General features: G+C 65.5%; 11 protein-coding genes. 3 read left to right on the top strand and 8 right to left on the bottom strand.

The window, feature by feature from the left end:
• Window positions 1-53 precede the first annotated feature (53 nt).
• Entirely contained in the window at window positions 54-833 is a 780-nt protein-coding gene (locus ACZYZ3_RS13585; RefSeq protein WP_463964342.1) for an enoyl-CoA hydratase, read from the top strand.
• A 213-nt stretch (window positions 834-1046) separates the two neighbouring features.
• Here the strand turns inward: ACZYZ3_RS13585 and ACZYZ3_RS13580 are convergent, their stop codons facing one another.
• Window positions 1047-1475, bottom strand: a complete 429-nt coding sequence (locus tag ACZYZ3_RS13580; protein WP_463964341.1) for a DUF1761 domain-containing protein — start codon at window positions 1473-1475, stop codon at window positions 1047-1049.
• Between the two features lie 171 nt (window positions 1476-1646).
• Between ACZYZ3_RS13580 and ACZYZ3_RS13575 the strand changes: the two genes are divergently transcribed.
• On the top strand, window positions 1647-3044 hold the full coding sequence (locus ACZYZ3_RS13575; RefSeq protein ID WP_463964340.1) for an MFS transporter: 1398 nt from the start codon (window positions 1647-1649) through the stop codon (window positions 3042-3044).
• A 94-nt stretch (window positions 3045-3138) separates the two neighbouring features.
• Here ACZYZ3_RS13575 and ACZYZ3_RS13570 read toward each other — a convergent pair whose 3' ends face one another.
• From ACZYZ3_RS13570 to ACZYZ3_RS13560, 3 genes are all read right to left on the bottom strand, one after another.
• Window positions 3139-3993, bottom strand: a complete 855-nt coding sequence (locus ACZYZ3_RS13570) for a LuxR C-terminal-related transcriptional regulator (protein WP_463964339.1) — start codon at window positions 3991-3993, stop codon at window positions 3139-3141.
• 78 nt (window positions 3994-4071) lie between these two features.
• Window positions 4072-4578 (bottom strand): MarR family winged helix-turn-helix transcriptional regulator, encoded by a 507-nt coding sequence (locus ACZYZ3_RS13565; protein ID WP_463964338.1) that lies wholly within the window; start codon window positions 4576-4578, stop codon window positions 4072-4074.
• A 41-nt stretch (window positions 4579-4619) separates the two neighbouring features.
• On the bottom strand, window positions 4620-6359 hold the full coding sequence (locus ACZYZ3_RS13560; RefSeq protein ID WP_463964337.1) for an AMP-binding protein: 1740 nt from the start codon (window positions 6357-6359) through the stop codon (window positions 4620-4622).
• Between the two features lie 262 nt (window positions 6360-6621).
• Between ACZYZ3_RS13560 and ACZYZ3_RS13555 the strand changes: the two genes are divergently transcribed.
• Window positions 6622-7788, top strand: coding sequence for an acyl-CoA dehydrogenase family protein (locus ACZYZ3_RS13555; protein WP_463964376.1), 1167 nt, complete (start codon window positions 6622-6624; stop codon window positions 7786-7788).
• Between the two features lie 60 nt (window positions 7789-7848).
• Here the strand turns inward: ACZYZ3_RS13555 and ACZYZ3_RS13550 are convergent, their stop codons facing one another.
• Genes ACZYZ3_RS13550 through ACZYZ3_RS13535 form a run of 4 tightly spaced genes read right to left on the bottom strand, consistent with a single transcriptional unit; the run spans window position 7849 to window position 12155 of the window.
• A complete protein-coding gene (locus ACZYZ3_RS13550; RefSeq protein WP_463964336.1) occupies window positions 7849-8631 on the bottom strand; it encodes a 3-oxoacyl-ACP reductase in 783 nt (260 codons plus the stop codon).
• 41 nt (window positions 8632-8672) lie between these two features.
• A complete protein-coding gene (locus ACZYZ3_RS13545) occupies window positions 8673-10046 on the bottom strand; it encodes an aldehyde dehydrogenase family protein (protein ID WP_463964335.1) in 1374 nt (457 codons plus the stop codon).
• Entirely contained in the window at window positions 10043-10792 is a 750-nt protein-coding gene (locus ACZYZ3_RS13540) for a gamma-glutamyl-gamma-aminobutyrate hydrolase family protein (RefSeq protein ID WP_463964334.1), read from the bottom strand. The genes ACZYZ3_RS13545 and ACZYZ3_RS13540 overlap by 4 nt, the downstream gene beginning before the upstream one ends.
• Entirely contained in the window at window positions 10773-12155 is a 1383-nt protein-coding gene (locus ACZYZ3_RS13535; protein ID WP_463964333.1) for a glutamine synthetase family protein, read from the bottom strand. The genes ACZYZ3_RS13540 and ACZYZ3_RS13535 overlap by 20 nt, the downstream gene beginning before the upstream one ends.
• Window positions 12156-12180 lie beyond the last annotated feature (25 nt).

Here is a 12180-nt window from a genome sequence, read left to right as displayed (position 1 = left end):
TGATCACCGGGAAGCCGGACACCTAATATTTCTGAACAGCTGAGGGGACAGGCATGACGGAGCAGTACACAAACATTCTGGTGGAGCGCCGTGGCCGGGTGGGGCTCGTGACGCTCAACCGGCCCGAGGCGCTGAACGCCCTCAACAAGGTCACGATGGACGAACTCGTGGCCGCCGTATCGGCCATGGATGCCGACTCCGAGGTGGGGGCGGTCGTGCTGACCGGCTCTGCGAAGGCCTTCGCAGCCGGGGCGGACATCAAGGAAATGCAGTCCAAGGGCTACATGGACATGTATGCGGCGGACTGGTTCCGCGGCTGGGAGGACTTCACCCGGCTGCGCATCCCGGTGGTCGCGGCCGTCTCCGGGTTCGCCCTGGGCGGCGGCTGTGAGCTCGCGATGATGTGCGATTTCATCATTGCCGGGGACAATGCCAAGTTCGGCCAGCCGGAAATCAACCTGGGCGTACTGCCGGGCATGGGCGGCTCGCAGCGCCTGACCCGGGCAGTGGGCAAATCCAAGGCGATGGACATGATCCTGACCGGGCGCTTCATGGACGCCGAGGAAGCCGAACGCGCCGGCCTCGTGTCCCGTGTCGTGCCGGCCGCGGACGTGGTGGACGAGGCCCTGAAAGCCGCCGCTGTGATTGCTTCCAAGTCCAAGCCGGTGGCGATGGTGGCCAAGGAAGCCGTCAACACCGCGTTCGAGACCGGCCTGGCCCAGGGTGTGCTTTTTGAACGGCGGGTGTTCCACTCGCTGTTCGCCACCGAGGACCAGAAGGAAGGCATGGCAGCCTTCGCCGAGAAGCGCCAGCCGGACTTCACGCACCGCTAGACGGGGACCTTCCTGCGACGCGGACCTTCCTGCGACGCGGCAAGAGTTCCATGACGCGCCAAAGCCCTGACGCTGCCGTATTCCGGTAGCGCCAGGGCTTTGCCGCGTCGCCGGGCGGGACCCGCCGCGCCGGGCCGGACCCGCCGCGCCGGGCCGGACCCGCGTCGCCGGGCGGGACCCGCGTCGCCGGGCCTGCCCGGCCCCGTCAGGACATCAGGCCGCGCTGATGCCGAACAGGCCGATGATGAGGGCCATCACCGTGAGGGTTACGAGTTCGTGAGCGCAGTTCAGTACCGTCAGTCCGGTCGGGCGGCCCTCGAAGGCATCGTGGGTGATGAAGCGCGCCGCCGTGAACCCTGCCCACAGGATTAGGGCCGTGACCAGGGTGTTGACGAGGAAATTCCCGCCGTAGAAGTGCTGGGAGATGGCGGCGGACCCGGCCAGCACCCAGGCGCTGACGAAGCTGACCACCAGGGTGACCAGGATCGGTTTGACGGCGTCCTTCGCATCCCCGCTGGGGGTGACCTTGGCAGTGCGCATCCAGTAGTTGCCGAACACCTTCGGCGTGTACCAGACGGATCCGACCACCATGCTGGACAAGGCGGCCAGCAGGACCGCCCAGATGTTGATCTCCGGGATCATTGCGCTCCTCAGGTTCAGGGTTGCTTTCTCCTCGAAGTCTAGAAGACCGCCCGGGCGGTCCCGCGTTTTAGGAACTACCTCTTTTGGGAGGTAGTTGGATGTCCAAGCTTTTCGCTATGGTGAGCTGAGTCACAAAGCCGCGCATCGAGGCGGACATCAAAGGAGATTGCCATGACTTCAGTTTCACCGACTTCGCCGGCCGGGCTGCAAGCGCCGCCCAGCAAGAAGACGCTGCGCAAGGTTGCCTTCGCCAGCGCCGCCGGAACCACCATCGAGTTCTACGACTTCTTCATCTACGGCACCGCCGCCGCCCTGGTCTTCCCGGTCGTGTTCTTCCCGGCGTTGGGTCCCGCGGCCGGCACCATCGCCTCCTTCGGCACGTTTGCCGTCGCTTTCTTCGCCCGTCCCGTAGGCGCGATCATCTTCGGCCATTACGGAGACCGGATTGGCCGGAAGAAAACCCTCATCACCACGCTGCTCATGATGGGCATCGCCACCGTGATGATCGGACTCATTCCGGACGCCAGCCAAATTGGTGTGGCCGCGCCCATCCTGCTGGTGGTGCTCCGCTTCGTGCAGGGCCTCGCCGTGGGCGGCGAATGGGCCGGCGCCACGCTCCTCGTGGCCGAATATGCTCCCGTGGGAAAGCGCGGGCTGTTCGGCTCCTTCCCGCAACTCGGCCCGTCAGTTGCCTTCGCCCTGGCCAGCGGCACGTTCCTCCTCACCAACCTGACGCTGGGGGACAAGTCCGAGGCCTTCATCACAATTGGCTGGCGGGTTCCGTTCATCCTCAGCGCAGTGCTCGTCCTCGTGGGTCTGTGGGTGCGGCTGAGTATCGAGGAAACCCCGGTCTTCAAGAATGCCGCCAAGGTTACCCATACCAGCACCAAGCTGCCCATCCTCGAATCCGTCAAGCGCCAGCCGCGCGAAATCCTTCTCGCCGGCGGCTCCCTGACGCTCCTGTTCGCTTTCTTCTACATTGGCACCGCCTACCTCACCAGCTTTGCCACGAGCCCCACCGGTATGGGACTGAGCAGGGTGGAAGTGCTGAGCACGGGCATGGTTTCCTCGCTGTTTGTCGCCGCCGCCACCCTGGCCTCCGGCGTCCTCTCGGACCGCTTCGGCCGCAAGAAGGTCATCGCCACCTCGTGCATTCTCGCTGTGCCGTGGTCGCTCATGCTGTTCCCGATCCTGAGCGCTAACACCGTCTTCGCCTTTGGTCTCGGCCTCACCGTCACCCTGGTGATCTTCGCCATCGCCTACGGCCCTGCCGGGGCACTGCTGCCGGAGCTCTTCGAAACCCGCTACCGCTACACCGGCGCCGGCATGGGCTACAACCTGGCCGGCGTCGTCGGCGGAGGCATTGTCCCCCTCGTGGCGGCACAGCTCGCCGTGACGTCCGGAGCGTGGTCCATCGGGATCCTGCTCGCCGGGATTGGCGTGTTCAGTGTGCTCTGCACCCTGGCCCTGCCCAACCGCGAAAAGCAAGCGCTGGAAGACGGCGGTCCGCACACCTCCGCGAAGCACGTGGACGACGCAGCATTTATCGAGCCCGTCGCAGGTCCCTAGGGATCTGAACCGGGGCACTCAAGAACTGCGGGGTCCGGGCTTTGGGGATCCGGCAGTGGTGGCGGGGCTGTCGGTGAAAACCGGTGGCCCCGCCCTACGGGATGAGCCCCAGCCGGCGGGCCGCGGAGACGGCCTCAAGCCGGTTGTGCGCGGACAATTTGGACATCGCGTTCTGCAGGTAGCTCTTGACCGTCACCGCTTTCAAGCCGAGGCGTTCAGCGGTTTCCTGGTACGAACAGCCCAGCGCCACCTGCGCCAGCACATCGAGCTCACGGCGGGCCAGCCTGGCCGTCGGATGGATGCCGACGGCGGACGGCGGCGCCAGATGGCTGCCGATGATGTCCAGCTGCCGCGCCAGGTCAGGATCGGACACTGTGCCGGCCAGGGACCGCAGCTCGGCGTGGGCTTCCCGGACGTGCTCGAGCCAGCTGCGGTCCTGGACGAGGGCGGGCGCGGCCCTTGCGGTATCGATGATGGAGACCCGGCGGTCTACCTCGTCCCGGATCCGCAGTTCGGCGGCGATTTCAGCTGCCGCCTCCATCGCCTCGAACACAGCGTTTTCGCCCAGCGGCGCGCTGTCCCTGCTGGCGATGTACAGCACCGCCCGCGACTGGCCATGGACCACCACGGGCACGGCCGCCATTGAGGTCAGGCGTTCCCGCCGGACGGCGAGGTCGTATTCATGGGTAATTCCCTCGGAGGCGATGTAGTCCTCGACGAGGTAAGGCCGCCGCTGGGTGAAGACACGGCCGCCGAGCCCCGTGCCGGGGACGACGACGAGCTGTTGCAGGCTGGACGTGGCGGTGCCCAGGAAATCCGTCAGCTGCAGCAGCTCGCCGCTGGCGAGTCCGGCGAAGAGCACGGCGGGCCTGAACCTGCCGGAAAGCAGGCGCAGGGAGGCGCGGAGCAGCTCCCGGTCATCGGGGCGGGAATAGGCGTTCGGCTGCATGAGTCGTCTCCTGGTGCCGCGGAACCCGTCACTGCGGTGTGACGGGACGTCAGTTCTGTTGGGGCCTTCCGGCCGGGGTTATTCGCTGAAATCGCCGGCGTTGCGGCGGAAGGTGCCCAGGATCCGGATCAGCTGGTCGACATCCTGCTCCGCGAAGCCGGACTGGGCGAATACGTCGGAGTTCAGTGCCGCCGTCGCCCTTTTAGCCAGCGTACGCCCTTCCTGGGTGAGTTCAATGAGGGTGGTGCGTCCGTCCGTGGGGTGCGGCGAGCGGTTCACCAGCCCGGCGCCCTGCAGCCGGTCGACGGCGTTGGTCACCGAGGTGGGGTGGACCTGCAGCAGCGCGCTCGCCTTGTTCATGGGCAGCGCGCCGCTGCGGGCGAAGCTCAGCAGGGCGAGCAGCTCGTAACGGGCAAACGTCAGCCCGAACGGCTTCAAGACGCCCTCGATCCGGGCGAGCAGGATCTGCTGGGTCCGCATGATGGCGGTGATGGCCGCCATCGGTGCGGCGACGTCGGACCAGCCGTGCCGTGCCCAGTTCAGCCGGGCATCGGCGATCGGATCACGCGGCAGCGGCGTTGCCACGGCACCCCCAGCTTCTCATCCTGCATCTCATGGGATTCAGCCTAGCTTCCGGCGGGGCTTTTCAAGCCGGGGAAGTCGGCTTCGGAGTACTCGGTGCCGAGGCCGGCCGGGACCGTCCCGCCGCCGTGGCGGATTTCTTCGCTGTGCCGCAACTCCACGCGCCGGATCTTGCCTGAGATGGTCTTGGGCAGTTCGGCGAATTCCAGCCGGCGGATCCGCTTGAACGGGGCCAGATGGTCGCGGCAGTAACGCAGGATGTCCTCGGCAAGTTCCGGGCCTGCCTCGTGCCCGGCCGCCAGGACTACAAACGCTTTGGGCACCGAGAGCTTGAGCGGGTCGGGGGAAGGGACGACGGCGGCCTCGGCCACCGCCGGATGTTCGATCAGCACGCTTTCCAGCTCGAACGGGGAGAGCCGGTAATCGGAGGACTTGAAGACGTCGTCGCCGCGGCCGACGTAGGTGATGATGCCGCGCTCGTCCCGGCTCGCCATGTCGCCGGTGTGGTAGTAGCCGTCACGGAACGCCTCCGCCGTCTTTTCGGGATCGCCGTAGTACGCCTTCATCAGCCCGACGGGGCGGGGGTCGAGGCGCAGGCAGAGCTCGCCGTCGTCGCCCTCGTCACCCGTCGCCGGGTCCACGAGCACGACGTCGTAGCCGGGCAACGGCTTGCCCATGGCGCCGATCTTGATCGGCTGGCCGGGGGTGTTGGCGATCTGCACCGTGGATTCGGTCTGGCCGAAGCCGTCGCGGATGGTCTGTCCCCAGGCGCGCTGGACCTGGTCGATTACCTCGGCGTTGAGCGGTTCGCCTGCGGAGACCACCTTGGTGGGCGGGTTCTTGAGCAGTGTCAGGTCGGCCTGGATGAGCATGCGCCAGACCGTGGGAGGGGCGCAGAAGCTCGTCACCGATTCGCGGTCCATCTGCTCCATGAGTGCCTTGGCATCGAAGCGCTCGTAGTTGTAGACGAACACGCAGGCTTCGGCGATAAAGGGCGTGAAGACGTTGGACCAGGCGTGCTTGGCCCAGCCGGGCGAGGCAACGTTGAGGTGCACATCGCCGGGCTCCATCCCGATCCAGAACATGGTGGACAGGTGGCCCACCGGGTAGGAGGTGTGCGTGTGCTCGACCAGCTTGGCCTTGGAGGTGGTGCCTGAGGTGAAGTAGAGCAGCAGGGTCTCGTCGGCCCGGGTCGGAGTGTCCGGGGTGAAGGCCTCCTCCGCGCCGGCGGACCCGGTGTACTGCAGGGCGGCCGGGTTGGCGGCGTCGCCGGCGTCGCTGGCGATTTCAACCAGGGTGTAGTCGCCCGGTACCTCGGCGAACTTGCCTATATTGGCACTCCCGACGGCGGCCCAGTTCGCGCCGCCGCGCTCCACCCGGTCCTTCAGGTCCGCCGGCCCCATCAGGGTGGTGGTGGGGATCATGACGATGCCCAGCTTGATGCCGGCAAGCATCAGTTCCCAGAGTTCCACCTGGTTGCCGAGCATGATGATCATCCGGTCGCCGCGCCGCACACCCTGGCTGCGCAGCCAGTTGGCCACCTGGGCAGAGCGTCGGGACAGGTCCGCGTAGCTGCGCCGCGTGGCCGAGCCGTCCTGCTCGACAATGACGAGGGCCGGGTTGTTCGCTTTGGCGGGATCCGCCGCGATCTGGTCGAACCAGTCGAGGGCGAAATTGAAGTGCTCAAAGCGCGGCCACTGGAATTCGCTGCGCGCCGCCTCGTAATCCTTGCGGAGGTCAAGCATGCGGTCGCGTGCTACGCGGAATTCCTCAGTGACTGTCATGGTGCACCTTTCGAAGTCTGGTGGCGCAGCCGTTTCGAGCCCGGCGCCGTTGCCCGGTGATCATGGGTTTCCTAGTGATCACCATCACTATGCAATATACTAGGACATCCAAGGGTTTGGAAGAGCCGACCCGGTTCATGACCGGATCACTACGAAGGGATACACGCCCGTGCAGCCACAAGGACGTGCCAGCGGACCGACCCTCACAGAGGAGACCACACAGCGGCAGCCCGCCGCGTCAGCCCCGGAGGGCGCGGCCGGTATGGCGGCACCGCCGTTCCCGGACGCCGACCTGATGTACATCGTCGACCTGCTTCCCCCGGAGGAGCAGTCCCGCTACCAGGAAGTCCGTGACTTCCTCCAGTCCCGGATCCGGGCGGCATCCATCGATTACTGGAACCGTGAGGATTTCCCCTTCGGGCTGGTCGCCGAGCTCGGCAAGTACGGCCTGGGCAGCCTGCAGACGGACGGGACGTCCAAGTTGTTCAAGGGCCTCATGTACGTCGAGGTGGCCCGCGCCGATGTGTCCCTCTCGGCCCTTGTGGGGATCCACAATGAGCTGATCGTCGGCATGATCGACCAGCTCGGCTCCGAGGAACAGAAGGCGCGCTGGCTGCCGGGGCTTACGGCCCTGACGCAGATCGGCGCCTTTGCCCTGACCGAGCCGGAGCACGGCTCGGACATCGCGGGCGGCCTGGCCACCACGGCACGGCTGGACGGCGGAGAGTGGGTCATCAACGGCGCCAAGCGCTGGATCGGCGCCGGCACGATTGCAGACTTCGCCCTGGTGTGGGCGCGGGACGTCGCGGACCAGCAGATCAAGGGATTCATCGTCGAGACGGACCGTCCCGGCTACACGGCCACCAAGATCGCGAACAAAATCGGGCTGCGGATCATGCAGAACGCCGATATCGCGCTCGACGAGGTCCGCATCCCGAAGTCCAACCTGCTCCCCGGGGCCACGGACTTCTCCAAGGCCAATGAGCTTCTGCGGGATTCGCGCGCCTGGGTGGGCTGGCAGGCCGCCGGCATCCAGCTGGCCGCGTTCGACGTCGCGCGGTCCTATTCGCTGGAGCGGAAGCAGTTTGGCAAGGAACTGGCGCGCTTCCAGCTGATCCAGCAGCAGCTGGCCGAGATTCTGGGCAACGCTTCCGCGTCGCTGTCGCTGATGGCGCAGCTGGCTAGGATCCAGGAGGACGGCAAGCTTGAGATGGTCCAGGCCGCGATGGCCAAGTCCACCACCACCCGGCTGGCCCGGGCGTCGGTGGCGATGGGGCGTTCGCTGATGGGCGGCAACGGGATCAGCAGCGACTACGAGATGGGCAAGCTCTTTGGTGATGCCGAGATCCTCTACACGTATGAGGGCAGTTACGAGATTAACTCACTGATCGTGGCCCGGGCCGTGACGGGCAAGTCCGCGTTCGTTTAAGGCACCGGGGTGCCGGCCGGGATGATCCTGGCCGGCACCCCGCGCTACGAGGTTCCGGGCCTAATCGATCGGAGTGACGTAGGCGCCGGAAATCCCACCGTCGACCAAAAAGGTCGAGGCGGTGATGAACGAGGCGTCATCGCTGGCCAGGAACGCCACGGCGGCAGCAAGTTCCTCGGGCTCGGCAAAGCGGCCCAGCGGCACGTGGACCAGCCTCCGGGCGGCCTTCTCCGGATCCTTCGCAAACAGCTCCTTGAGCAGCGGGGTGTTCACCGGACCGGGGCACAGGGCGTTGATCCGGATGCCCTGCCGGGCGAATTCAACGCCGAGTTCCCGGCTCATGGAAAGCACTCCGCCCTTGGATGCGCTATAGGAAATCTGGGACGTCGCCGCGCCCATAACCGCCACGAATGAGGCCGTGTTGATGATGGAGCCTTTCCCCTGTTCCTGCATGTAGGGGATGGCGTACTTGCAGCAGTAATACACCGAAGTCAGATTCACTTCCTGAACTCTGCGCCAGGCGTCGATGCCGGTGTCCAGGATGGAGCCGTCGCTGGCGGGGGAGATGCCGGCGTTGTTGAAGGCGATGTCGACGCTGCCGAAGGTTTCCTTGGTCTGGGCGTAGAGGTTGCGGACGTCTTCCTCGCTAGTGACGTCGACCTTGACGAAGAGGCCCCCAACTTCGTTCGCTGCCGCGAGTCCTGACGTGGGTTCGATGTCGGCGATGACAACGTTGGCGCCCTCCGCAGCCATCCGGCGGGCCGTGGCCAGCCCGATGCCGCTGGCGCCACCGGTGATGACTGCGCTGCGTCCGGTGAGGCGGTTGGATACTACTGTCTGCATGGGAACTCCTTTAAGCATGGCGGTGAGGGCCGTGGGATTGTTTAGGTCAGGGAAGGCGTGGAAATGAAGACGTTTTTGGTATCCGTGAAGGAATCCAGGGCGTCCGGCCCGAGCTCGCGGCCGAACCCGGACTGTTTGAAGCCACCGAAGGGCGTGGAGTACCGGACGGAGGAGTGCGAGTTGACGGAAAGGTTTCCGGCCTCAACGGCCCTGGCTACGCGGAGGGCGCGGTCCACGCTCGAGGTCCAGATGGAGCCGGAGAGCCCGTACTCGGTGTTGTTGGCGATCCGGATCGCGTCGGCCTCGTCGGTGAACGGCACTACCGCCACCACCGGACCAAAGATTTCTTCCGTGAACGACGGCGAGTCCGTGCCGGGGGTCAGAACAGTCGGCGGGAACCAGAACCCCGTCCCCGTGGGAGCCTGGCCTTGAAAAGCGATAGGTGCATTGTCCGGCACGAAGCCCGCGACTGTGCGGCGCTGCTGGGCCGAGATCAGCGGCCCCATCGAAGTTGCCGCGTCGGACGGGTCTCCCACGATGAGGGCTTTGACAGCGGGCTCAAGCAGCTCCATGAAGCGGTCATAGACGTTGCGCTGGACCAGGATGCGGGAGCGCGCGCAGCAGTCCTGGCCCGCATTGTCGAAAGCGCCGCCCGGCGCGGAGGCGGCTGCCAGTTCCAGATCGGCGTCGTCGAAGACGATATTTGCGCTTTTGCCGCCGAGCTCCAGGGTCACCCGCTTCACTTGGTCCGCGCAGCCGGCCATGATCTTCTTTCCGACGCCGGTGGAACCGGTGAAGACGACCTTCCGGACAGCGGGGTGGGTCACGAACCGTTGCCCGACAACGGAACCCTTGCCGGGCACCACCTGTAAGACGCCCTCCGGGAGGCCGGCTTCACGCGCCAGCCCAGCGAGCCGCAGCGCCGTCAGCGGGGTCATCTCGGCTGGTTTGAGCACAACGGTGTTACCCGCGGCCAGGGCCGGGGCGAAGCCCCAGGCGGCGATCGGCATGGGGAAATTCCACGGCACAATGATCCCCACAACCCCGAGGGGTTCGTGGAAGGTGATGTTTACGCCGCCGGCGACTGGGATTTGCTTGCCGAAGTGGCGTTCCGGGGCTGCCGCGTAGTAGTTGAGGACATCGCGGACATTGCCCGCTTCCCAGCGGGCGTTGCCGATGGTGTGCCCGGCATTGAGGACTTCGAGCCGGGCCAGGTTTTCAAGGTCGGCGTCCACCGCCGCAGCGAAGCGCCTTAGCAGCATCGCGCGGTCCGACGGGGCGACCGCGCGCCAGGACTCATAAGCACCGGCCGCGCGGGCGATGGCGTCGTCCACTTCGGCCAGTCCGGCCAGCGATACTGTCTCGATGACTTCTTCGGTGGAGGGATTGACGACGTCGAAGGTTGTGGCTGTCATATCGTAGACATCTCATTTCGGTTGGCGCGGTAGCTGCCGGCGGCCTCGACGAAGCCGCGGAACAGCCGCAGGTCTTCCGGATTCTGTTCCGGGTGGAATTGCACGCCCAGGACCCAGCCGGGGGCGTCTTTTGCCTCCAGGGCCTGGATGGTTCCATCCGCGGAGGACGCGGTGACCCGCAGCCCCGGCGGCACGGTGTCCATGGCCTGGTGGTGGTAGCACGGCGCCTCGGCCGCGTCGCCGAGCAACGACTGGATCAGGCTGCCCGGCGTTGTTGTGAATGCGGCGTCGCCGAAGACCCCCGGGGCCGGCTGGTAGTTGGCCGTCGTATTGATGTCCGGGAGGTGCTGGATCAGGCTGCCGTCAAGGGCCACGTTGAGGATCTGGGCCCCGCGGCAGATGGCAAACAACGGCAGTCCGCGCTCCATCGCCGCCCGGGTCAGGATGGTGTCATGCTCATCCCGAAGCGGCTGCGGCATCGTTTTCGGGTGCGCAGCAGCACCGTAGCGGGAGGGATCCACATCGGGTCCGCCCACGATGATCAGACCGTCCATCAGGTCCAGTACAGTTTCGTCCGTGCCCAGCGGCGGTAGCAGGATCGGCGTGCCGCCCGCTGCGACCACGGCCTCGACGTAGGTTCCGGGGACAATGGCGGCCTTGGCGTTCCAAACTCCCCAGGCCGCATCCTGGTAGTAGCTGGTCAGGGCGATCCGTGGCCGGTAAGCCTCAGAGTCGTTCGAAGCCACGAATGCGCTCCCAGTCGGTCACGGCGCTGTCGTAGGCCTGGAGTTCGATGCCGGCGGCGTGGACGTAGTGGTCCACGACGGAGTCACCGAAGGCCTTCCGGGCGATGCTGCTCTCTGCAAGCAGGTCGCGGGAGTCTCGGAGGTTGGTCGGGAGCCGGTCGGCATCCGAAGCATAGGCGCTTCCCTGCATGACCGGGCCCAGCGGAAGACGGTTTTCCAGTCCGTGGATCACAGCGGCGATCAGGGCGGCCGCGGCCAGATACGGGTTCAGGTCGCCTCCGCCGACGCGCATTTCGGTGCGCAGTCCCTTTCCATGGCCCACAACCCGCAGCGCGCAGCTTCGGTTGTCCATTCCCCAGGCGATGGCGGTAGGGGCGAAGCTGCCTTCGACAAACCGTTTATATGAGTTGACGTTCGGAGCAAGAAAATAGGTGAGCTCCTTCAGCGCATCCAACTGCCCGGCCATGAAGTGCTCCATCACGGGGCTGAAACCATGCTCGCCGTCCCCTGGCAGCACGGGATTGCCATCGAGGTCGGTCAGACTGAAGTGGATATGACACGAGTTGCCTTCCCGGGCATCGTACTTGGCCATAAAGCTGACGCTCTTGCCATACTGGTCGGCGATTTCCTTGGCTCCGTTCTTGTAGAACGTGTGCTTGTCGCAGGCCTTGAGAGCCTCATCGAAGCGGAAAGTGATCTCCTGCTGTCCCAGGTTGCACTCGCCCTTTGACGATTCGACGACCAGCCCGGCCGCTTCCATGTTGGTACGGATTGATCGGATCACTGGTTCCAGCCTGGCGGTCGCGAGCAGCGAATAATCAACGTTGTACTGGGTGGAAGCCTCGAGTCCGTGGTAATTCTTCTGCCATGCCTGACGGTAGGAGTCGTCGAACATCAGGAATTCAAGTTCGGTGCCCATGAAGGCTCGGTACCCGAGTTTCTCGAGCCGTTCCACTTGAGCGCGCAGGATCTGCCGAGGTGACGCCACGACGGGCGACTTGTCCGACCACATCACGTCGCAGAGGATGAGCGCGGTTCCTTCTTGCCACGGCACCCGGCGCAGGGTTGAGACGTCCGGAAGCATCATCATGTCGCCATAACCGGTTTCCCATGAGGACATTGCGTAACCGTCTATGGTGTTCATCTCTACGTCGACGGCCAGCAGATAGTTGCAGCCTTCCGCGCCGTGCTCGAGGACGTCTTCGAGGAAGGACCGCGCGCCGCAGCGCTTGCCCTGAAGGCGGCCCAGCGAGTCAGTGATGGCCACGACGACGGTGTCGATGCCGCCCGTGGCGACCTCCGCCCGCAGTTCATCAAGCGTGAGCTGGGCGTTCAGGCCGTTGTTTTGTGATTGTTCAGTCATGATTGCTCCGCAACGTCGTTTGCAG

This window comes from Pseudarthrobacter linnaei (genome assembly GCF_055412825.1).
This window is presented reverse-complemented; position numbering and strand designations above follow the sequence as displayed.

Excerpts from the sequence above, each read along its gene's own strand:
- ACZYZ3_RS13535 (WP_463964333.1), bottom strand. The coding sequence starts at position 12,155 with ATGACTGAACAATCACAAAACAACGGCCTGAACGCCCAGCTCACGCTT.
- ACZYZ3_RS13560 (WP_463964337.1), bottom strand. The coding sequence starts at position 6,359 with ATGACAGTCACTGAGGAATTCCGCGTAGCACGCGACCGCATGCTTGAC.
- ACZYZ3_RS13570 (WP_463964339.1), bottom strand. The coding sequence starts at position 3,993 with ATGCAGCCGAACGCCTATTCCCGCCCCGATGACCGGGAGCTGCTCCGC.
- ACZYZ3_RS13575 (WP_463964340.1), top strand. The coding sequence starts at position 1,647 with ATGACTTCAGTTTCACCGACTTCGCCGGCCGGGCTGCAAGCGCCGCCC.
- ACZYZ3_RS13545 (WP_463964335.1), bottom strand. The coding sequence starts at position 10,046 with ATGACAGCCACAACCTTCGACGTCGTCAATCCCTCCACCGAAGAAGTC.
- ACZYZ3_RS13555 (WP_463964376.1), top strand. The coding sequence starts at position 6,622 with ATGGCGGCACCGCCGTTCCCGGACGCCGACCTGATGTACATCGTCGAC.
- ACZYZ3_RS13580 (WP_463964341.1), bottom strand. The coding sequence starts at position 1,475 with ATGATCCCGGAGATCAACATCTGGGCGGTCCTGCTGGCCGCCTTGTCC.
- ACZYZ3_RS13585 (WP_463964342.1), top strand. The coding sequence starts at position 54 with ATGACGGAGCAGTACACAAACATTCTGGTGGAGCGCCGTGGCCGGGTG.
- ACZYZ3_RS13550 (WP_463964336.1), bottom strand. The coding sequence starts at position 8,631 with ATGCAGACAGTAGTATCCAACCGCCTCACCGGACGCAGCGCAGTCATC.